Source organism: Streptomyces sp. M41(2017), assembly GCF_002078175.1.
In the GTDB taxonomy this organism is placed as follows: domain Bacteria; phylum Actinomycetota; class Actinomycetes; order Streptomycetales; family Streptomycetaceae; genus Streptomyces.
In genome coordinates this window covers 4,282,275-4,303,053 of sequence record NZ_MWFK01000001.1, presented here as the reverse complement: position 1 = coordinate 4,303,053, position 20,779 = coordinate 4,282,275, and the positions used below count along the sequence as shown (strand labels likewise).

General features: G+C 73.1%; 15 protein-coding genes and 1 pseudogene. 6 read left to right on the top strand and 10 right to left on the bottom strand.

All coding sequences use genetic code 11. The features are described from left to right. Window positions 1–43 precede the first annotated feature (43 nt). Window positions 44–1,327: a sugar ABC transporter substrate-binding protein gene (locus tag B0675_RS18885; protein WP_081219989.1), complete on the bottom strand. Its 1,284-nt coding sequence runs from the start codon at window positions 1,325–1,327 to the stop codon at window positions 44–46. Beyond that, window positions 1,327–1,806: pseudogene (locus B0675_RS18880) on the bottom strand (carbohydrate ABC transporter permease); the annotation flags it as partial. The gene B0675_RS18885 and the pseudogene B0675_RS18880, both read right to left, overlap by 1 nt. Window positions 1,807–1,907: 101 nt before the next feature. Between B0675_RS18880 and B0675_RS18875 the strand changes: the two are divergent. After that, window positions 1,908–2,252, top strand: coding sequence for a hypothetical protein (locus B0675_RS18875; protein WP_081219988.1), 345 nt, complete (start codon window positions 1,908–1,910; stop codon window positions 2,250–2,252). Between the two features lie 279 nt (window positions 2,253–2,531). Beyond that, window positions 2,532–3,395 carry an aminoglycoside phosphotransferase family protein gene (locus B0675_RS18870; protein ID WP_081219987.1) on the top strand — a complete coding sequence of 288 codons (864 nt, stop codon included), beginning with the start codon at window positions 2,532–2,534 and terminating at the stop codon, window positions 3,393–3,395. 63 nt (window positions 3,396–3,458) lie between these two features. On the opposite strand, the gene B0675_RS18865 is transcribed toward B0675_RS18870, so the two are convergent. The 4 genes from B0675_RS18865 to B0675_RS18850 form a co-directional block, all read right to left on the bottom strand. Continuing rightward, complete coding sequence (locus B0675_RS18865; protein WP_081219986.1) at window positions 3,459–4,181, bottom strand: 3'-5' exonuclease; 723 nt, start codon at window positions 4,179–4,181, stop codon at window positions 3,459–3,461. Between the two features lie 133 nt (window positions 4,182–4,314). Continuing rightward, window positions 4,315–5,553, bottom strand: coding sequence for an SAV2148 family HEPN domain-containing protein (locus B0675_RS18860; RefSeq protein ID WP_081219985.1), 1,239 nt, complete (start codon window positions 5,551–5,553; stop codon window positions 4,315–4,317). Window positions 5,554–5,672: 119 nt separating this feature from the next. Then, complete coding sequence (locus B0675_RS18855; protein ID WP_081219984.1) at window positions 5,673–6,989, bottom strand: copper amine oxidase; 1,317 nt, start codon at window positions 6,987–6,989, stop codon at window positions 5,673–5,675. A 64-nt stretch (window positions 6,990–7,053) separates the two neighbouring features. Then, window positions 7,054–7,869, bottom strand: a complete 816-nt coding sequence (locus B0675_RS18850; protein ID WP_081219983.1) for a Tat pathway signal sequence domain protein — start codon at window positions 7,867–7,869, stop codon at window positions 7,054–7,056. A 179-nt stretch (window positions 7,870–8,048) separates the two neighbouring features. On the opposite strand from B0675_RS18850, the gene glgX reads away from it, so the two are divergent. Both glgX and treY read left to right on the top strand, forming a co-directional pair. Then, window positions 8,049–10,157: a glycogen debranching protein GlgX gene (gene glgX, locus B0675_RS18845; RefSeq protein WP_081219982.1), complete on the top strand. Its 2,109-nt coding sequence runs from the start codon at window positions 8,049–8,051 to the stop codon at window positions 10,155–10,157. Window positions 10,158–10,328: 171 nt separating this feature from the next. Then, the gene (gene treY, locus B0675_RS18840) at window positions 10,329–12,803 is read left to right on the top strand and encodes a malto-oligosyltrehalose synthase (protein ID WP_081219981.1); all 2,475 of its coding nucleotides are present in this window, start codon (window positions 10,329–10,331) and stop codon (window positions 12,801–12,803) included. On the opposite strand, the gene B0675_RS18835 is transcribed toward treY, so the two are convergent. Further along, a complete protein-coding gene (locus tag B0675_RS18835) occupies window positions 12,700–13,947 on the bottom strand; it encodes a cytochrome P450 (protein WP_241539812.1) in 1,248 nt (415 codons plus the stop codon). The two genes, treY and B0675_RS18835, sit on opposite strands and share 104 nt — an antisense overlap. 520 nt (window positions 13,948–14,467) lie before the next feature. On the opposite strand from B0675_RS18835, the gene B0675_RS18830 reads away from it, so the two are divergent. Next, window positions 14,468–15,718, top strand: coding sequence for a M14 family zinc carboxypeptidase (locus tag B0675_RS18830; RefSeq protein ID WP_081219980.1), 1,251 nt, complete (start codon window positions 14,468–14,470; stop codon window positions 15,716–15,718). Window positions 15,719–15,758: 40 nt separating this feature from the next. On the opposite strand, the gene B0675_RS18825 is transcribed toward B0675_RS18830, so the two are convergent. Both B0675_RS18825 and B0675_RS18820 read right to left on the bottom strand, forming a co-directional pair. Beyond that, entirely contained in the window at window positions 15,759–17,132 is a 1,374-nt protein-coding gene (locus B0675_RS18825) for a M14 family zinc carboxypeptidase (RefSeq protein ID WP_107482667.1), read from the bottom strand. A gap of 172 nt (window positions 17,133–17,304) precedes the next feature. After that, the gene (locus B0675_RS18820; RefSeq protein WP_081219979.1) at window positions 17,305–17,856 is read right to left on the bottom strand and encodes a DUF1707 and FHA domain-containing protein; all 552 of its coding nucleotides are present in this window, start codon (window positions 17,854–17,856) and stop codon (window positions 17,305–17,307) included. A 189-nt stretch (window positions 17,857–18,045) separates the two neighbouring features. Between B0675_RS18820 and treZ the strand changes: the two genes are divergently transcribed. After that, complete coding sequence (gene treZ, locus B0675_RS18815; RefSeq protein WP_081219978.1) at window positions 18,046–19,791, top strand: malto-oligosyltrehalose trehalohydrolase; 1,746 nt, start codon at window positions 18,046–18,048, stop codon at window positions 19,789–19,791. 31 nt (window positions 19,792–19,822) lie between these two features. Here the strand turns inward: treZ and B0675_RS18810 are convergent, their stop codons facing one another. Next, window positions 19,823–20,764: an aminoglycoside phosphotransferase family protein gene (locus tag B0675_RS18810; RefSeq protein WP_081219977.1), complete on the bottom strand. Its 942-nt coding sequence runs from the start codon at window positions 20,762–20,764 to the stop codon at window positions 19,823–19,825. Between the last annotated feature and the right edge of the window lie 15 nt (window positions 20,765–20,779).

Sequence of the window (20,779 nt, the reverse complement as noted above, 5' to 3'; positions counted from 1 at the left end):
CGAGACGAGACGTCTCGTCCAACCATTAACGAGGTCCGCGACCTCAGCGCTGGTAGCGGGCCAGCACCAGATTCCCGTCCCTCTCCAGCCGCTCGCGCAGCTCGCGGAGTCCGATCGCGCCGCTGTAGTACTCCTGGAACGCGGGGGTCGCCACCTTGTCCTTCCACTCCGGATAGCCGCGCACGGACTGGGCGGGCGCCGGGCGCAGCCGGTCCGCGAGCGCGGTGCCGGTGGCCCAGTCGTCCTTGGCGGTGTGCAGGGCCGGATCGCGCAGCGCCTGTGTACCGGTGGGCAGCATCCAGTCGCCGAGGGCGAGCCGCACCATGTTCTTCGGCCGCAGCAGGAAGTCGAGGAACGCGGCGGCCTCCTTCTTGTGCGGGCTGTCCTCGGCGATGGAGAGCGTCTGCGGGCTGACGCCCTGGGTGAGCCCGTCCGCTCCTGCGGGTGCGGGCAGCACCTGCCAGTCGAAGCCCTTCGGTGCCTGCTGCGCGATCTGCTGGCGGTAGGAGAGGCCGAGGGGGACCAGCGCGTACTTGCCGCCGAAGAAGCCGGGCAGCGTGTCGGATCCGCCCATGCCGAGCGTGGCGCCCGACGCGCTGTGGTCGGTGGCCACCTGGTCGCGCACGGTCTGCGGCACCACGGCGTCGGCGTCCCCGAACCGTACGGTCACCTTGCCGTCCGCGCCCCGGTGGAAGAGCCGCCCGCCCGTCGAAAGGGAGAGGTTGAGTGTCGCCGAGACCGGTTCCTTCAGCGGCCACGCGACGCCGTACGTGCCCTTCCCGGTGAGCTTCCTCGCCACCGAGCGGAACTCGTCCCAGCTCCAGGGCCTGTCCGGGGTGGGCACGCGCACGCCGGACGCCTTCAGCAGACGGGAGTTGGCGACGAGGACGCGCGGCTCCTGGAGGAAGGGCACGCCGTAGACCCCGTCGCCGAAGGTGGCGGCCTCCCAACTCCGCTGCGGGATCTCCGACTTCAGTCGGGTGGGCAACAGCCCGCGCAGGTCGGCGAGATAGCCGCCGTACGCGAAGTCGGCGAGGTCGTCCGAGGCGTCGTGGATGATGTCGGGGGCCTCGCCGCCCTCGAAGGAGGTGAGCAGCTGGTCGTGGACGCTGTCCCAACTGCCCTGCACGTATTCCACCTTGACGCCGGGATGGGTCGCGTTCCACTCCTTCACCAGCTCCTTGTTGGCGGTGACGGAGTCCTGCTGCCAGGCCAGCGACTGGAAGCGCAGGGTGATCACGCCGTGCGAACGGCCGCCGTCGCCGTCCGTGCAGGCGGTGAGGAGCAGACCGAGGACGGCGAGGACCGTCAGGAGGCGGGTGCGCATCAGCTCTTCACCGCCCCGGCGAGCATGCCGCCCGTGATCCGCTTCTGGATGAGCGCGAACACCACCAGCGACGGCAAGGTCGCGAGGAATGCCGCCGCGGCCAACGGTCCGAGGTCCGCGACGCCCTCCGCGCCGATGAAGTGCGTCAGGACGACCGGAAGGGTCTGTTTCTCCGGGGTCTTGAGCAGGACCAGCGCGAAGAAGAACTCGTTCCAGGCACTGATGAACGCGAACAGCGCCGTCGCCACGATGCCCGGCGCCAGCAGCGGCGCGGTCACGGACACCAGCGTGCGCACGCGGCCGGCGCCGTCGACCGCGGCGGCCTCCTCCAGCTCGGTGGGCACCGCCCGTACGTACCCGACGAGCATCCACAGCGCGAACGGCAGCGCCCACACCACGTACACCATGATCAGCCCCGTCATCGAGTCGATGAGCCGCAGGTTCTTCAGCACGAGGAACAGCGGGATGATCACCAGGACGGGTGGCGAGTCCGCTCAGCCAGTCGCGGCCGTCACCGAGACCGAGGTCGCGCAGGGTCTCGTTGAGGATGCCCGCGTCCGGGTTGTAGACGAGCCGCCACATGATGCCGACGACGACCTCGGGCATGGCCCAGGGGACGATCGCGAGGGCCCGGGCCAGCCAGCGCAGCCTGAGGTCCTGGCTGAGCAGCAGCGCGAGCCCGAGCGCGAGGAGGAACTGCGGGACGGTCACCCCGACCGCCCACACCAGGCCGATGCGGAACGACTCCCAGAACAGGGTGTCGTGGAGCAGGTCCTGGAAGTTCAGCGTGCCGACCCACCGCGTGGGCGCCGTCCGCCCGGACTGGGAGTCGGTGAACGCCAGCCCGATCCCGTACAGCAGCGGTCCGACGCTGAGCACCAGGATGGGGATGAGCGCGGGCAGCACCAGGAACCAGGCGCCGTGATCGCCGGGCCCGCCCTCCCGGCCCGTGGCGCGGGGCGTTCCCCGCGCGGACCGCTCCGCCCCGGCCGTCAAGGTCACGTGACTCAGCTCCTTCGGGCGGCTCGCGGGGACCGGCCGTCCAGGCGGCCCCCGTCATGGTCGTGAAGGCGGTGGAGGTCGTCAAGACACCGTGCACCTGGTCCGACCTGTGGCAATGCGACACTGGCGGACGGATGGCGTGAACCCGACGCCGTGACGAGCGACAGCGCGCGGGCCGCGCGCGAGGACACGGAGGCGAGCGATGGACGAGGCACGGGCGCGGGACGTACTGGCCGCGGCGGACGTACTGCCGGGTCCGGCGCGGGACGCGACGCTCCTCGCACTCGGCGAGAACGCGGTGTTCGCCGCGGGCGACCTGGTCGTGAAGGTCGGCCGGGACGCCGAACTCCTCGACCGCGCACGGCGGGAACTGGACATCGCCGGCTGGCTCGCCGCGTCGGAGGTTCCCGCCGTGCGGGCCGCCGAGCCGGCGCCGCTGCTGGTCGACGGACATCCGGTGACGGTGTGGCACCGGCTGCCCGATGCCGTACGCCCCGCCGAGCCCCGCGATCTGGCCGAGCTGCTGCTGATCGTGCACGCGCTGCCCTCTCCCGGCTTCGCCCTGCCGCCCCGGGAGCTCCTCGGCGGGGTGGAGCGCTGGCTGCGCCTGGCGGGCGACGCGATCGATCCCGCCGACGCCGCGTACCTGCGGGAGCGACGCGACGGATTCGCCTCGGCCGCCGCCGCGCTCACCCCGCATCTGCCGCCGGGGCCGATCCACGGCGACGCGCTGCCCCGCAACGTCCATGTCGGCCCGGACGGACCGGTGCTGGTCGACCTGGAGACCTTCTCGGCGGATCTGCGCGAGCACGACCTCGTGGTCATGGCGCTCTCCCGCGACCGCTACGGACTTCCGGCCGAGGCGTACGACGCGTTCACCGGGACCTACGGCTGGGACGTCCGGGCGTGGGAGGGCTGCTCGGTGCTGCGGGGCGCCCGGGAGACCGCCAGTTGCGCCTGGGTCGCCCAGCACGCGCCGGCCAATCCCAAGGCGCGGGCCGAGTTCGCACGCCGGGTGGCTTCCCTGCGGGACGGGGACGAGACCGTGCGCTGGTATCCCTTCTGACCCACGGGCCGAGCCCTTGAGGGGCGGAGCGGGGCAGGGCGCAGGACGGCGGGGCGGGCCGCCTCAGACGCGTTCGCCGGCCAGGTCGCGCAGGGGCCAGGTGCCGTCCACCACGGCGTCGGCCTCGCCCTTGCGACGCAGGAAGCTCTGGAAGTCGGCCGCCCACGCCGCATACCAGTCGATCTGGCTGCGGTGCAGTTCGGCGGGGCCGAGGCTCGCCACCTTGGGGTGGCGGTCGGCTATCGCGCAGGCGAGGCGGGCGGCGGCGAGGGCGTCGGCCGAGGCGTCGTGCGCGGTGTCCAGGGCCACGCCGTACTCGGTGCAGACGGCTTCCAGGTTGCGCTTGCCCCGGCGGTATCGGTCGATGGAGCGGTCGATCGTGTACGGGTCGATGACCGGCGCCGGGTCGCTGCCACCGAGCCGGTCGCGCAGCGACGGCAGCCCGTGGCGCCGCAGTTCGGCGGAGAGCAGCGTGAGGTCGAAGGCGGCGTTGTACGCGACGACGGGGACGCCCGTCTTCCAGTAGCCGGTGAGGACGTCGGCGAGCGCTTCGGCGACCTCGTCGGCGGGGCGGCCCTCCGCGGCCGCCCGCTCGTTCGTGATCCCGTGCACGGCCACCGCGTCGGCCGGGATCTCCACGCCCGGATCGGCCAGCCACTCGCGGCGCCCTCTCGGCTCGCCGTCCCTGACCTCGATCACGGCACCCGTGACGATGCGCGCCTCCTGCGGATCGGTCCCGGTCGTCTCCAGGTCGAAGCCGATCAGCAGCTCCCGGTGCCAGCCCATGGATGGCCCCCCTTCTTCGTGGTGCTTTCCCCCAGTGGTCTCCACGATCGCACGGGCCACTGACAATCCGTGGACCGCGTTCCGCTCGCCGACGGAGGGGTGCGCGCGGGACGGGTGCGCCGGGTGTGCCGTTTCAGGACACGGGCCGTGAATCCGCCCAAGCCACCTCGAACTCCTCGCGGTAGGTCGGGAAAAGGCCCTCTTCACCCTTGTCGTCCGGTTTGACCGTCCGGCTGCCGCCTCTCAGCACGAGCACCGGCGCCTCCATGCCGCGCGTGCGGCGCAGGTACGACTGCACGACCGCGATGCCGTCCGAGCCGTCCCCGTCCACCAGGTAGGCGGTGAAGCGGGGGGTCTCGTCGAAGACCTGGATCTCGAAGGCGTCCGGGTCCCGCAGCTTGGACCGCACCCGCCGCATGTGCAGGATGTTCATCTCGACGGCGCGGCTCAACTCGCCCCGCTTGATGCCCAGTTCACGCTCCCGCCGCTTGACGGCGCTGGAGGCGGGGTTCAGGAACAGCAGCCGGACCCGGCAGCCGGACTCGGCGAGGCGGACGAGCCGGCGTCCGGAGAAGTTCTGCACCAGCAGGTTGAGGCCGATGCCGATCGCGTCGAGCCGGCGGGCGTCCCCGAAGAGGTCCTCGGCGGGGAACTGGCGCAGCAGCCGCACGCGGTCGGAGTGCACCCCGACGACGTCCGCGTACCGGTCGCCGACGAGCTCCTCGACGGCGTCGACGGGCAGCCGGCGCGCGGAGGGCACGTCGCTCCCGGCGCCGAGGATCTCCAGGAGCTTCCCCGCGGCCCGCTCCGCCTGACCGAGGACCGCCTCGGACAGGGCGCGGTTGCGCGAGACGACGTTCCGGGTCACTTCCAGTTCGTCCAGGGCGAGTTCGACGTCACGGCGCTCGTCGAAGTACGGCTCGAAGCAGGGCCAGTGCTGCACCATCAGCTCGCGCAGCTGCGGCAGGGTGAGGAAGCTCAGCACGTTGTCGTCGGCCGGATCGAGCAAGTACCCCTTGCGGCGGCTGACTTCGCGTACGGCGACCGCGCGCTGCACCCATTCCTGTCCGGCCGGTCCCGCGGCGGCGACCACCCAGTCGTCGCCGTGGACGGGTTCGTAGATGGGGCGCAGGACGGCGGCCACGACCGCGCGCAGCCGCTGTTCGACCAGGTTCAGCCAGATGTAGGCGCGGCCGGCCCGCTGCGCGCGGGTGCGCACCTCGCGCCAGGCGTCGGCGCCCCAGTCCAGTTCCGGTCCAATGGATCCCATCTCCATCGGCCGTGCCAGGGACACCGCGCCGGGTGGGACATCTGTGGAGTTCCCCTCGTGACCCTCGTCACCAGGAGGCAGCTCCAGCCCTCCCGAGCCCACCCACGCACCGCCTTCCGCTCCCCCGAGCAATCCCCAGGGGCCAGGCCCCAATCAACGATCAAGGAAGGGTACTCCGGGAGCGGTCGGCGGTGCAGCCCGATGGACAGGCTGTTTCCCAACTACCGCGGTTGCGCTTGCCCGTTCTGGTCCGCCAGCTCCGGCGGAGTGAGCGGATTCATAGCGGTGACGTCGCGCGGGGCGATGGAGAAGCCCTGCCAGTGGACCGGCATGGGCTGCTGGTCCTCGTCACGGGCGATGTGGTGGAAGCCCACGTTGACCCAGACCACGGGGTGCGTGAGGGTCTGTCCGCCGACCCACTTGTCGACGGACTTGCCGTGTCCGGCACCGCAGTTGCGCAGGTTGTCGCTGGCGAACTGCTCGCACTTGTTGTACTCGGTGAAGTAGACGTCGTGCTGGGTGAAGGTGCGGCCGAGGTACTTGGTGGTCGCGCCCGGGATCAGCTCGTAGGAGCGGGCGTGGTTGTCCTTGTTCTTGCCGGAGTTGCTGACGACCCGCCACCAGCGTGAGTTCTTGGCGTCGCCCGCCAGTTCCTTGGTGACCTTGGTGAGCGTGGTCTTCTTGCTGGGCGCCTCGGCACCGCGCGCGGGCGGACTGACCGTCGAGTCGTACTGCTCGACCTTGGCCTTGGAGGAGCCGTCGAGGCCGAAGTTGAGCCGCCAGAAGACGTTGTGGCTGTGGCTGGTGGCGTAGTCCTTGGCGCCCTTGCCGAGCGGCCAGCCGCGGCCGTCGCCCGCGTCGTAGTCACCGGGCGAGAGACTGCCGGTGGCGCCGACGTTCATGTTGAGGGTGCCGTCGTCCTGGAAGCGCCACTCGGTGATGTACTCGTACCAGCCGACCTTGTTGACGGTGTAGACGAGCAGGTCCTTGCCCTGCTTCTGGAAGACCTTGTTGCCGGTGTCGGCCTGCATCCGGTAGGCGTGCCCGCGTGAACGGGTCGTGGTGCACAGGCCCTTGACGTTCGCGTGCTGCGGGTCCCAGGCCTCGGGGACCTTGACCGTCTTGATGGTGCCGCCGGGGCACTCGGTGGGGGCCATGTTCATCAGGCCCTGTCCGAACCCCGCGCCCGTCAGGTCGCTGTACTCGACGGAGCCGTCGTCGTAGGGGACGTCGATCTGGGCGAGCTTCGCGGTGCTGAGGACCTTGATCGGGGCTGCCTCGCCGGGGGGCTGGTAGGAGATGTCCTCCAGGACCAGTCCGGCCTCGCTCTCGTAGTGCCAGCACATCCGCCAGGTGGTGCCGGTGGCGAGCTTCTGCTCGATGCGGTAGGCGGCGCTGCAGTCGGGGGCCGGAGCGGGTGCGGCCTTGGGCTGGGCGACGGCCGGTCCCGCCGCCGTCGTGGCGCCGGCGGCCAGGGCGAGCACCGAGAGGCCCGCCGCCGCCCGGCTGCGGACACGGCTGTTTCTGTTGACGCGCATGAGGACGTGACTCCTTGCGGAAAGCGGTGAAGGTGGGAAGGAAGACGGGGCGGGAAGCCGGCGCTCAGCCGAGCCTGCCGACCTTGCGGGCGCTCAGGTCGATCACCAGGTCACGGCTGTCGATCCAGGGCCCGTTCTTGACCTTCGGGAAGAGCCGCACGCACCGGTGCACGCCACAGGCGTCCAGGACGGCGGGCTGCGCGCCGGGCGTGGCGCGGTAGACCATGCTGTTCAGGACGAGCTGTCCGGACGAGGTCAGTGCCTCGCCGGTCGCGTCCTTGTAGTCGGCCTTCAGACCCGCGCCGAGCGGGTCGGCGATCAGCAGGTCGGCGGCCTCGGTCATCTCGGCCCGGCTGATCGGCGGCTGCACGTCGTGCTGGACGCCCGTGTGCTCGACCTTGCCGGTGTCGAGGTTGACGGTCCGGGTGACGAGCGTGTCGTCCTTGTAGTCGTAGAACGAGACGTCGGCGCGGCGTGGCGCGTTCGGGTCGTCCAGTTCGGACGTCTCGGGTTCGGTGAGGTCGATGCCGAGGCGCTGCGGTCCGCGCGCGCCCTCGACGTTCTCGCTGGAGTCGAAGAGCTGCCGGCTCACCGCGATGCGCTCGACGCGCTTCATCTCGTCGTCGGTCAGCGGGTCACGTCCGGTCCCCTTCTCCCCCTGGGCCGGCGCCTGCTCGACGACACCGGGCCGCACCGCGCCGTCCGGCGCCTGGCCCTGCGCCACCTGCTCGGCGCTCCCCCCGCCCCCTTTGCCCCCGCCGGTGTCGTCGGCCCCCGCCGACCCCGGAAGAGTGATGCCGATCATCACGGCCGTACCGGCCACCGCGATGGCCGCGCCCGCCACCACCTTGCCCAGATGGCGGTGCACTGTCCTGCGCACATTTCCCCCTACTCCCCCTGCGTTTGCAGGAGTCGTTCGAAGCCCCACTGGTTCGGCATACGAGGTATGCCTGGTCGCGGGGTAAGAGGGATGTAAGTCATAGGAGGTTCCATCACTTTCGGGGAGACTCGACTCGGACTCGCCCCCAGGGGCACGGCACTACTGGAAGAGTCATATCCATGCAGGTCTGGCCTGGTGAGGCATATCCACTCGGTGCCACGTACGACGGTGCCGGTACCAATTTCGCGGTCTTCTCGGAGGCCGCCGACCGTATTGAGCTGTGTCTTCTGGACGACGACGGCTCGGAGACGGCCGTGGAACTGCGCGAGACGGACGCGTTCGTCCGGCACGCCTACCTGCCCGGCGTCATGCCCGGGCAGCGCTACGGCTTCCGGGTGCACGGGCGGTACGCGCCCGAGCACGGGCAGCGCGCCAATTCGGCGAAGCTGCTGCTCGATCCGTACGCGAAGGCGATCTCCGGCGCCATCAAGTGGGGCGAGGAGGTGTACAGCTATCCGTTCGGGTCGCCCGACAAGCGCAACGACCTGGACTCCGCCCCCCACATGATGACGTCCGTCGTGGTGAATCCGTACTTCGACTGGGGCGACGACCGGCGCCCCCGTACGGAGTACCACCACACCGTGCTCTACGAGGCCCACGTCAAGGGCCTCACGATGCGCCATCCGGCGCTTCCCGACGAACTGCGCGGCACGTACGCGGCCCTCGCCCATCCGGCGATCATCGAACACCTGACGGAACTGGGCGTCACGGCACTGGAGCTGATGCCCGTACACCAGTTCGTGAACGACCACCGTCTGGTCGACATGGGCCTCAACAACTACTGGGGCTACAACACCATCGGCTTCTTCGCCCCGCACAACGCGTACGCCTCCTGGGGCGACCGCGGCCAGCAGGTCCTGGAGTTCAAATCGGCCGTCCGGGCCCTGCACGAGGCGAACATCGAGGTCATCCTCGACGTGGTCTACAACCACACGGCCGAGGGCAACCACCTGGGCCCCACGCTGTCCTTCCGCGGCCTCGACAACGCCTCGTACTACCGGCTGGCGGACGACCCCCGCTACTACATGGACACCACGGGCACCGGCAACTCGCTGCTCATGCGCTCCCCGCACGTGCTCCAGCTCATCATGGACTCGCTGCGCTACTGGGTCACCGAGATGCACGTGGACGGCTTCCGCTTCGACCTGGCGGCCACCCTGGCCCGCCAGTTCCACGAGGTGGACCGGCTGTCGTCGTTCTTCGACCTCGTCCAGCAGGACCCGGTGGTCTCCCAGGTGAAGCTGATCGCCGAACCCTGGGACGTCGGCGAGGGCGGCTACCAGGTCGGCAACTTCCCGCCCCTGTGGACCGAGTGGAACGGCAAGTACCGCGACACCGTGCGGGACATGTGGCGGGGGGAGCCGCGCACGCTCGCCGAGTTCGCCGGGCGGCTGACCGGCTCCTCCGACCTCTACCAGGACGACGGACGGCGGCCCCTCGCCTCCATCAACTTCGTCACCTGCCACGACGGCTTCACCCTGAACGACCTCGTCTCGTACAACGACAAGCACAACGACGCCAACGGGGAGGAGAACCGCGACGGCGAGAGCCACAACCGTTCGTGGAACTGCGGCGCCGAGGGCGAGACGGACGACGAGGGCGTCCTGGCGCTGCGCGGCCGACAGCGGCGCAACTTCATCGCCACGCTGATGCTCTCCCAGGGCGTGCCGATGCTCAGCCACGGCGACGAGTTCGCGCGCTCCCAGGGCGGCAACAACAACGCGTACTGCCAGGACAGCGAGCTGGCCTGGGTGCCGTGGCCGGAGGAGGACTGCGAACTCCTCGACTTCACGCGCGCGATGGTGTGGCTGCGCCGCGACCACCCGGTCTTCCGGCGGCGGCGCTTCTTCCACGGGCGGCCCGTCCAGGGGACCCACGACGAGCTGTCCGACATCGCGTGGTTCACGCCCGAGGGCCAGGAGATGACCGAGCACGACTGGGGCTCCGCGACGGCCCGGGCGCTGTCGGTCTTCCTCAACGGCAACGCGATCTCCGAACCGGGCCCGCGCGGGGAGCGCATCGCCGACGACTCCTTCCTGCTGCTGTTCAACGCCTCGCCGAAGTCCCTGGACTTCGTCGTGCCGGTCGACCACGGCCGCCAGTGGCAGGTCGTCGTCGACACCTCCCTCCCCGGGGGCATCGCGCCGGGGGCGGGCGCGAAGGTCGACGCCGGTGACCGGCTGACCCTCGTCGACCGGAGCATGACGGTGCTTCAGCGGCCCGCCTAGGACCGCCCGGCCACCGGCACACGCGCGTGCGCCTCCCTTCCCGGAGGCGCACGCGTTCGTGTGCGCCTCACCGCGCGGGGGCGGCCCGCGCCGGGCCCCCGCCGACGCCGTGCGAGCGCTGTGCGGCGCAGGGGTGACAGGAAAGGCTGCGGGGCGGGTACGTAAGTCCCCATGACACCTGAGCGTCCCGAACCGACGTTGGCGGACTCGGTGGTCCCCGGCCCGGTGCCCCCCGTCGTCCCCACCTCCACCTACCGGCTCCAGCTCCAGCCGGAGTTCCCCTTCGCGAGGGCGGAGGCGGCCGTGCCGTACCTGGCCTCGCTCGGCGTCTCCCATCTGCACCTGTCGCCGATCCTGGAGGCGGTGCCGGGCTCGACGCACGGCTACGACGTCGTGGACCACGCGCGCGTGCGGGCCGAACTGGGCGGCGAGGAGGGCCTGCGCTCGCTGGCCCGCACCGCGCGGGAGCACGGTCTCGGCCTCGTCGTCGACATCGTGCCGAACCACATGGCGATGGCCCCGCGCCACAACCGTGCCCTGTGGGAGGTGCTGCGCGAGGGCCCCGAGTCGCCGTACGCGCGGTGGTTCGACATCGACTGGGAGGCCCAGGGCGGCCGGCTGCTGCTGCCGGTGCTCGGGGACCGGCTCGGTGCCGAGATCGGGCACCTGAAGGTCGACGGCGACATACTGCGCTACTACGACCACGTGTTCCCGCTGCGCGCGGGCACCGAGAAGCTGCCGATGCCGCAGCTCCTGGACGCCCAGTGGTACCGCCCGGCGTGGTGGCGGCTGGCCCGCACCGAGCTGAACTACCGCCGCTTCTTCAGCATCTCGGAGCTGATCGGGGTGCGGGTCGAGGATCCCGAGGTGTTCACGGCCACCCACGCGAAGATCCTGGAACTGCTCGACGAGGGGGTGGTCGAAGGGCTGCGCATCGACCACCCGGACGGCCTCGCGGACCCGGACGCGTATCTGCGCCGGCTGCACGAGGCGACCGGCGGGCGGTGGACGGTGGTGGAGAAGATCCTCGCGGACGGCGAGCCCCTGCCGGCCGCGTGGCCCGTGGCGGGCACCACCGGGTACGACGCGCTGCGCCAGGTCGACGGCCTGTTCGCCGATGCGGCGGGCGCGAGCCAGTTGCTCGGTCGCTACCGGCGGTTCGCGGCCCCGCAGGCGGACCGGGGCGGTCACTGGGCGACGACGGTGCGGCGGGCCGCGTACAAGGTGGTCACGCACGAACTGGCCACGGAGGTCGACCGCCTCACGCGCGTGGTGAGCCGGCTGTGCGCCGCCTCCCCCGACCCCGCCCTGCGCGATCACGCCCCCTGGGCGCTCGGCGCCGCGCTCCGCGAGCTGCTGGTCCGAATGGAGGTGTACCGGCCGTACCCGTCCACGGACGCCTCCCTGGTGGTGACCGAGCAGGCCGCCGACGAGGCCAGGGCCGCGTTCACGGTGCCGGAGGAGGCGCACGCCGTGGACGTCGTCCGGGACCTGGTGCTCGGCCGGGGCGGCGACGGGCCGGAGCGGGCCGAGTTCCGGGCCCGGTTCGCGCAGACGTCGTCGGCGCTGCGGGCCAAGTCCGTGGAGGACACCGCGTTCTACCGCTATGTGCCGCTGCTGTCGGCGAACGAGGTGGGCGGGGATCCGGGCAGGCCCGCGGTGTCCCCGGAGGACTTCCACGCCTATTGCGCGCGCGTCCAGCGCGACTGGCCCGTCGCCGGGACCGTCCTGTCGACCCACGACGCGAAACGCAGCGCCGACGTGCGCGCCGCCGTCTCGGTCCTCTCCCAGTGCCCGGACCGCTGGTCCGACGTCCTGGAGGAGGTGTCCGGCGAGGGTGCGGGGATGCCGGACCCGCAGGTGGCGTGGGCGGCGTGGCAGACGGTGTTCGGCCTCGGCCCGGCGGAGGAGGCGGTCACCGGCGACGGCGCCGCGGCCGGATCCGCCGCGGCCCACGAGGCACGGGTCCAGGACGCGCTGCTGAAGCACATCCGGGAGGCCGGCACGCACACCGCCTGGACGGAGCGGGACCCCGCCTACGAGGACGCGGTGGCGGCGTTCGTGGCCGCGGGGCCGTGCGGGCCTCCCGGGCGGCGCGTAGCCGCCTTCCGCGCCTCGCTGGCGCCGCACGTCCGGGCGAACGTCCTCGGGGCCGCTCTGGTCCATCTGACGATGCCCGGGGTGCCGGACGTGTACCAGGGGACGGAGGGCGAGTACCGGGCGCTGGTCGACCCGGACAACCGGGGGGCGTTCGCCCCCCGGGACACCTCCGAGGAGAAGGTGGCGCTCACGGTGGCCGCGCTGCGGCTGCGGGCCCGGCGCCCGGACGTCTTCGGTGACGCGGCGACGTACACGCCGCTGTCCGCCGAGGGCCCCGCTGCCGGGCACTGCCTGGCGTTCGTCCGGTCCGGTGACGTGGTCACGGCGGTCACCCGGCTGTCGCTGCGGCTCGCGGAGGCCGGCGGCTGGGGCGACACCCGTCTCGCGCTCCCCGAAGGACGATGGGCCGACGTGCTCTCCCCGGACACCCCGGAGCGGGTGTTCACCGGCCACGCACGTGTGGCGGACCTCTTCGGGCGGTCGCCCGCGGTGCTGCTGGAGCGGGTCGGCACAGCCGGACCGGCAGGGTCCGCGGCGAGCGGCTGACCAGTCCCTCCGCCGGGGGCCGGTCCCCCGGTACCCGGCGGAGGTGCGGCAGGACGTCGAGGAGGGCCCGCAGTCCGTGCACCGCGGTCAGCCGGGCGAGTGAGGTGCCCGGGCAGAAGTGCCGCCCCGAGCCGTACGCGAGGGCGCCCGGGTCGGCGCGGAAGGCGTCGTAGCGGTCGGGGTCGGCGAACCGCCGCGGGTCGCGCCCCGCGGCGCCGAGCAGGCAGGCCACGGTGGCGCCGGCGGGGATCGGGCCGATCGTCTCCAGCGCCCGGCGCGGCACCACGTGCAGCGGCGGATCGCGGCGCAGCGACTCGGCCCAGGCGCCGTCCGCCAGCTCGGGGCGGTTCCGGATCTCGTCCAACTGGCCCGGGTGGTCGAGAAGGTTGGCGAGGAAGGTGGCGAGGGCCCGCGCGGTGGTGCCGCCGCCCGCGCCCAGCAGGACCCCGGCCACGACCGTCACGGCCTCGTCGGTGAGCGGCCGCCCGTCGGTCCGGGCCGTGCACAGCAGGGACAGCAGATCGTCGCCGGGGTGGGCGCGGCGGCGGGCGATGTGGGGGCCCAGCAGGTCCGCCAGTGCGGGGTGGTGACCCCCGAGGTGGTCGAGGCCCGCCCGGCACCGGGAGTGCACCCGCGCGGTGGCCTCGTACGGCAGCCCGAGGGCGGAGACGACCGCCGCGGTCGGCAGCCACTGGCAGAACTCGGCCACGAGATCGACGTCCTGACGGCCAGCCAGGCGCAGGGCCAGGACGTACGCGGCGCGCTCGACGCCGGCGGCCAGGGCGGCGGGCGCGCCGTCCTGGAACGCCGCGGACACGAGGGCCCGGTGGGCGTCGGGTGCGCCGGTGTCCAGGTGGGCCAGGGCGGGGCCGGGCTCCGGAGCGGCGAGCCGGGGGTCGGCGAGGGCGGCGCGCACGTCGGCGTACCGGCTGATCAGCCAGGCGCCGAAGGGCTCGTCGTACAGCAGGGGGAAGCGCCCGCGCAGGGTGCGGTAGAGGGGGTACGGGTCGCGCTCGGTGCCGGGGTCGAGCAGGCTCGGCGCGCTGCCCGCGGGCGCGGGCCGGAGCGGCGGGGCTCCGTACGGGCCTCCTCGCGCGGGACGCGGCGGGGCCGTCGGGACGGCGGGCGAGGCTGCCGGCGGCACGTCCGACAGGTGCCCGGCGGGCGCCGACGGTGGAAACGGACGCCCGGACGGCGGGCCGGCCGGGAGGGACGGGGCGGATCGCGGGGCGGCCGGGGCGCCTTCGCCGGGAAGGCCGTGTGGACAGAGCACCGCGGGCCTCCATCTCGGGTCTGAGCGCCGGACCGGGCGCGCGTTCCTCCCAGCGGACCATCGCGCGGGTCGGGCCGCCGTCCACGTACGCCCGTACGGGTGAATCGCCGTGCCGGGCTCCGCGGGAGGAGGCACCGTGGGGCCGGTCACGCGCACGGCTGCGCCGCCGTTCCTCACGGACGGCCGCCGGGTTCTCCGCAGGCCGGTGGGCTGTTCCGCGCCGGCCCGGAACGGGGCGCGCGTGCGGGACGGGCCGGTCCGTCCGGCCGGTTCGGCCCGGCGCGGGGAGAAGTGCCGCCGGGTGCCCTCTGGCGCCGCCCCTTCAAATCCTCGACAGTTCTCCAAGAGCGTGGAGTACTGCCGAAAGCGACGCAGGGCGGACAGGTCGGGGGTGAGTCACCTGCCGGAGTTGCGCTACCCCAGTGTGACCGAAATCGTGACGTCCGCGCGGGCGTTGGCGGCCCACCGACCGGACCTGTGTGTCCTCAGGCAGGTGGGCGTCTCCCGCGGGGGAAGACCCCTCCACCTGCTGTCGGTCGGGCGCGCGCGGCGCGCGGTCCTCGTCGTCGCGGGTGCCCACGCGAACGAACCGACCGGTGGTTCGACGTCGTTGCATCTGGCCGAACGCATCCTGCTCCAGCGGGAGTTGCGCAGGGACACCTCGTGGCACTTCCTGCTCTGCGCGGACCCGGACGGGGCGAGCCTGCATGTGACGCCCGCTCCACGCACGCTCCTCGACTACCACCTGGGCTTCTTCCGCCCCGCGGGTCCCGAGCAGCCGGAGTGGTCGCCCTCCGTGCTGCCGCCCGACCGGCTGCCGCCGGAGACCCGCGCGCTCACCCGGGTCATCGACGAGCTGCGGCCCTACCTCCAGGTGACCCTGCACGGGACCGATCTGGGCGGCAGCTGGGTGCAGTTGACCAAGGACATCCCCGGTCTCGCCGAGCCGTTCGCCAAGTCGGCCGCCGAGCTGCACATACCCGTCGAGACGGCCGCGTCGGACGCGGCGGGCTGGCCCGCCTCCGGGCCCGGGGTGCATGTGATGCCGGCGCCCGGCTCGGACACCGCGTACCCGAGCATGCCGGACGACGCGCGGCACAGCACCTGGTACCACGCCCACCGCTACGGCGGTCTGACGGCGGTCGTCGAGGTGCCGATGTGGGCGAGCGACCTGGTCGACGATCCGGCGCCGCACCCCGATCCCGCCGCGGCGCTGCGCCGGCTGGCCCGTCGGCTGCTGACGGACGCGGTGCAGGTGGAGGCGGTGCTCGGGCGGGCCGCGCCCCGGCTGCGGGGACCCGACGGTCCGCTGCTGCGGGCCGCGAAGTGGGCCCTGGAACTGGTGCCGGGTCTCGCCGGTGACTGGTCGCAGACTCCCCCGGCGGACCTGACGATGGCGTACGTGGGCAGCGTCGACGCGTTCGGCCGGCGTCTTCCGCTGCGGGCCGCGTCGATGCTGCTGCGGGTCCTCCAGGAGGTGGACGACTCCGAGGTCCCGCTGCTCGCGGATCTGGTCGCCTCCTGGAGCGAGGCCTTCGCCGAGCGGTTCCGGGCGCGCTGGGTGCCGTTGGAGAACCAGGTCGAGCACCAGGCCCGTACGGTCGTCGCGGCGGCCCGCCACGCGCGCGACAGCGCCGCCTGACCCCGCGAACGGTCGCTCCGCCCCTGTCCCCGCGCCCGGGTCAGTCCCGGCGCACGGGTGCCGTGGGCCGCGGCACCGCGCCCCACCCGGAGTCGCGCGCGGCGGGGCTCACGCGCGGGTGCCGTCCCGCCAGGTCGAACACGGCGAGCACCACGCGCGCCTGGTACTCGACCTGACGGGCCACCGGTATCCAGTACGCGCCGCAGCCGTCGCGGTAGTCGGCGCACCACAGGTCGATGAGCCGGTCGAGCTCGGGCAGCACACCCCCCGGATCGCGGCCGGTGGCGGTCACGAGCTGGTGCAGCAGTCCCGCCGTGCGCAGGGCGACCCGGCGCCCGGCGAGCCGCAGGGCGGTCAGCCGGGCGGTGTCGAGGGGCGGCAGGGCGCGGGTCGTGGAGTCCCGTACGTCGGGGTCCCAGGAGTCGGCGATGCCGGGGCCGACCAGTAAATAGTCGTCGACCGGGGCGAGCAGCCGCGCGACCGCCGGCGAGGTGCCCAGGCCGGGCCGCACGCGCGCGAGGACGCTCTCCAGGTGCTGCGTGCCGCGGCGCAGGACATGGCTCACCGAGCGCAGGACGGCGTCGGGGTCGGCGGGCCGTGCGGGGTCCTCGACGGCGTCGACGCCCCACATGGGCGCCTCGACGATCGCGGTCACCGTGCCGTACGGCTGAGGGTGGAACCAGGTGGACTCGACGGCGGCCTCCGTGATGGCGGCGGCGAGATCGCCGGTACGCGGCGGCGGGACGCGGTAGACGGCGGGCCCGAGCATCGGCCAGTACAGGGTGTCGTACGGGCCGAGTTCGCGCGGGATGCCGAGGCGTGCGGCGCTGTGTGCGACGCGCTGGGCGAGTCCCGGCAGGTCGCGGGTCAGCTCGACGAAGGCGCCGCCCACGTCGACGCCGTGCAGCGAGCACTGGAGGAAGGGCCGCAGTTCGTCCTGGAGGTCGAGCAGGGTGCGGGTCTCCGGCAGGACGGCGCCGCCCTCGCCCTCGGGCAGCCACTCGGGCTGCTCCAGGAAGCCGGGCCGGAAGAAGTGCCGGAAGTAGTGGCCGAGTGTGTACGGGCCGGACAGCCAGGTCTCGTTGCGGCGGGAGCCGTCGGGGTCGAGGCACAGCAGCAGGTTCCAGGTGGCGTCGGCGCCCTCGGTGAGCCGGGGGTCGGCGAGGACCCGCTCGGCCAGTCGCAGGGCGGTGGCCCCGCCCACGGGTTCGTTGGCGTGCGGTCCGGCGACGACGAGGGCCTGCCGGCTGCCGTGTCCGACCGACAGGAGCCACAGCGGCGCGCCGGCCCGGGAGGTGCCCACGCGGCGCAGCCGGACGTCCTCGGGGCGGCGGGCGGCGAGCGCGGCGGCGTGGACGCCGAGTTCGTGCACGGTCGGGTAGCGGCGCAGAGGCGGCAGGACACACCCCCTCACGCGGTGCCGTCGGCTCACCTGGTGTACACGGTGTCCCTACAGTCAGTCACGGGCTCCGGTCCACGTCAACACCTCTGCGCGCGAAGGATGTCGAGGGCACCGATGTCCGGTCGGCCGCCCCCGGCCGACGGGCAGGCACCCGGGACGGTCCGTGGCGCCGGACCGCGCCGGGTCAGTCCGAGGTGAGGCGGAACAGCATGCGGCCGAAGCCGATCTGGTCGCCGTCCCGGACGACGGAGACGCCGACGACGCGGCGGCCGTTGACCGTCGTGCCGTTGGTCGAGCCGAGGTCGCGCAGCACCCATACGCCGCTCTGCCTGCTGAGTTCGGCGTGGACGCGGGAGACCGTCTCGTGGTTGAGCCGGAGCCCGCTGGCCGGGTCGCGGCCTATCCGCAGCGGGTACGGGCTGCCGGGGTTGGGCAGCTGGAGCTTGGGGAGCCGCTCGGCCTGCCAGGCCCTGCGCAGCCGGACGGTGAAGCCGGAGACGGCCTCCACGGTCCCGAAGACCGCCTTCGACCAGCGGTTCTCGGTCGGCAGGTCGGCGGTGAGCACGGCGAGTTCCTCGGACCGTCGGGCGGCCAGGGCCAGCTCCATCCGGCGGATGAACGTGTCGTGCGAGAGGCGGCCGAGGGCGACGCCGTCACGGAGCGACTTGAGCGCCCGGTCGCGCTCCGCGTCGGACAGCCGCGCGGGGTACGTGTGGAACTCGAAGGACGACGTCACGCTCGTGATTGTCGGTCAGCGACGACGACGTGTCCAGAAAACCGGTCGAGAGCAGGGGAAGCCGACAGGGTCGGTTCGCGCCCAATGGGCGACGGACACGCGGCAAAAGGGTGGATCGGAAAGCGCATTGATCTCGCGTGGAGCACCATGGACGGGCTGGGTCACGCTGAGCCGACAAGGGGGAACTCTGTGCGATTCGAGGTGTGGGCACCGCACGCCGACCGGTTGACACTCCACTGCGACGACGTCACGAGCGCGATGGAGCGCGATCCGGGCCGTCCGGGATGGTGGAGTGCCGAGGCGGACGCGCGGGACGGGACGCGGTACGGCTTCGCGGTCGACGACGGGCCCGTACTGCCCGATCCGCGCTCGCGACGGCAGCCCGACGGTCCTGACGGGCTGAGCGCGGTGGTCGACCAGGCGCGGTACGCGTGGCGGTCCGAGTGGGCCGGGCGCGCGCTGCCGGGAGCGGTCCTGTACGAGCTGCACGTGGGGACGTACACACCCGAGGGCACGCTGGACGCGGCGGCCGAGCGGCTCGGCCATCTGGCCGAACTGGGCATCACTCACGTCGAGTTGATGCCTCTGTGTCCGTTCCCCGGGCGGCACGGCTGGGGGTACGAGGGCGTCTCCCTGTGGGCGGTGCACGAACCGTACGGCGGCCCCGAGGCGTTGAAGCGTTTCGTCGACCGGGCGCACGAACTCGGCCTGGGCGTCGTCCTGGACGTCGTGCACAACCACCTCGGGCCGTCCGGCAACTACCTGCCCGCGTTCGGGCCCTACTTCACGGACACGCATCAGACGCCGTGGGGTTCGGCGGTGAACCTGGACGCGCCGGGCTCGGACGAGGTGCGCGACTACTTCGTGGGCAGTGCGCTGGCCTGGCTGCGCGACTACCGGCTCGACGGGCTGCGCCTGGACGCGGTGCACGCGCTGAAGGACACCCGGGCGCTGCACTTCCTGGAGGAGTTGTCGGCGGCGGTGGGCGCGGTCGCGGGCGAGCTGGGCCGGCCGCTGTTCCTGATCGGCGAGTCGGACCTGAACGACCCGCGGCTCATCACCTCCCGCGAGGAGGGCGGTCTCGGTCTGGACGCCCAGTGGAACGACGACTTCCACCACGCCCTGCACACCACGCTGACCGGCGAGGGGCAGGGCTATTACGCCGACTTCGCGCGGGCGCCGCTCGCGGCCCTGAGCAAGACGCTGACCTCGGGCTTCTTCCACAACGGCAGCTACTCCAGCTTCCGCGGCCGGCACCACGGCAGGCCGATCGACCGCGCGCGGATCTCGGCGCAGCGTCTCCTCGGGTACACACAGACCCACGACCAGATCGGCAACCGCGCCCAGGGCGACCGGCTGTCCGCCTCCCTCTCCCCCGGGCTGCTGGCCTGCGCGGCGGCGCTGACACTCACCGCGCCGTTCACGCCGATGCTGTTCATGGGCGAGGAGTGGGGCGCGGGAACGCCGTGGCAGTTCTTCACCGATCACACGGACCCCGAGCTCGCGGAGGCCGTACGCCGGGGCAGGCGGCGGGAGTTCGCGGCGCACGGCTGGGCGGAGGAGGACGTGCCGGACCCGCAGGACCCGGCGACCCGGGACCGGTCCTGTCTGGACTGGTCGGAGCCGGAGGCACCGGCCCACGCGCGTCTGCTCGCCTGGTACCGCGAGCTGATCGCGCTGCGCCACCGGCAGGCCGACCTCTCGGACCCCGATCTCGCGGCGGTCCGGGTGGCGCACGATCCGGAGGCCCGCTGGCTGGCCGTGCGGCGCGGTGACGTCCGGGTGGCGGTGAACCTGTCCAAGGATCCGGCGGTGATCCCGCTCGGCGTCCGCAAGGGGCGTGTGCTGGCGTCCTGGGACCCGGTCGCGGCGCCGCTCACGGACGGCGTACTGAACGTGCCGGGCGAGTCGTGCGTGGTGCTGACCCAGGCGTGAGACGCCGTGCGGGACGGACCGGGCGCCGCCCCTAGGGCGCCTCGTCCGGCCCGTCCCGCAGGTCCGTCACGCGTTCCAGCAGGATGGTCTCCCAGGCCCGCCGCAGCTGTGCCTCCAGGAGCGGCACGGGGTCGCCGCTCCGGCCGCGGAGGCGGTCGGCGAGGCGGACGACGGTGTCGCAGCGGGCCAGCCACAGACCGCGCAGGCAGGGCCGGGCGCCGTAGCCGGCGAGCGTGGCGGCCCGGACGGCGGCGGGGGCGCCGACGGCGACGGCGAGTCCGGCGATGTCCTCGGCCGGGTCACCGACCGTCGCTCCGCTCCAGCCGAGGACGCCCCGCACCCGTCCGCCGGCGGCGGTCACGAGGTGGTCGCCCCGCAGGCCGTGGTGGACGAGGAACGCGACGCCCTGCTGCGCGGCGAGCTGGACGGCGGCGGGCTCGGCGAGCTGGTCGAGCTCCACCGGGTCGAACTCCTCGGCGGGCAGCCCGCGGGCCGCGCGGATCGCGGCGGACCTCAGGGTCTCCAGCGACCGCGGCCGGACCTGTGGCACGCCGAGGGTCCCCGCCTGGCGTACGGGCACCTCGCGCAGCCCGGTCAGCAGGCTCGCCAGGTCGGCCTCCCCGACGGCCGTGACGCCCTGTTCCTCGGCGGAGGCGCCGGGCAGCCGGGTGTCGAGCGTGTAGGCCAGGCCGGCCGCCCATTCGCCCCGTGCGACGCTGACCGGGACCGGCACCCCGATGTGCGGGCGGACCAGGTCACGCAGCCGCAGCTCCCGGCGCTGCCGCACGGAGGCGTCGCGGTCCCCGGCGAGCCGCAGCACATGGCGTGGACCCACCCACCAGGTGAGGTGGTCGCCCTCCTCGGTGACCGGCCGTACGTCCGGTCCGGGACTCGGGGCGCCGTCGTCGGCGAGCAGCGAGCGGACCAGCCGGCTGACCGTGTCCGGGGTGGGGGTCGGTGGCGGTTGGCTCATGGTCGCGCCCTTGTC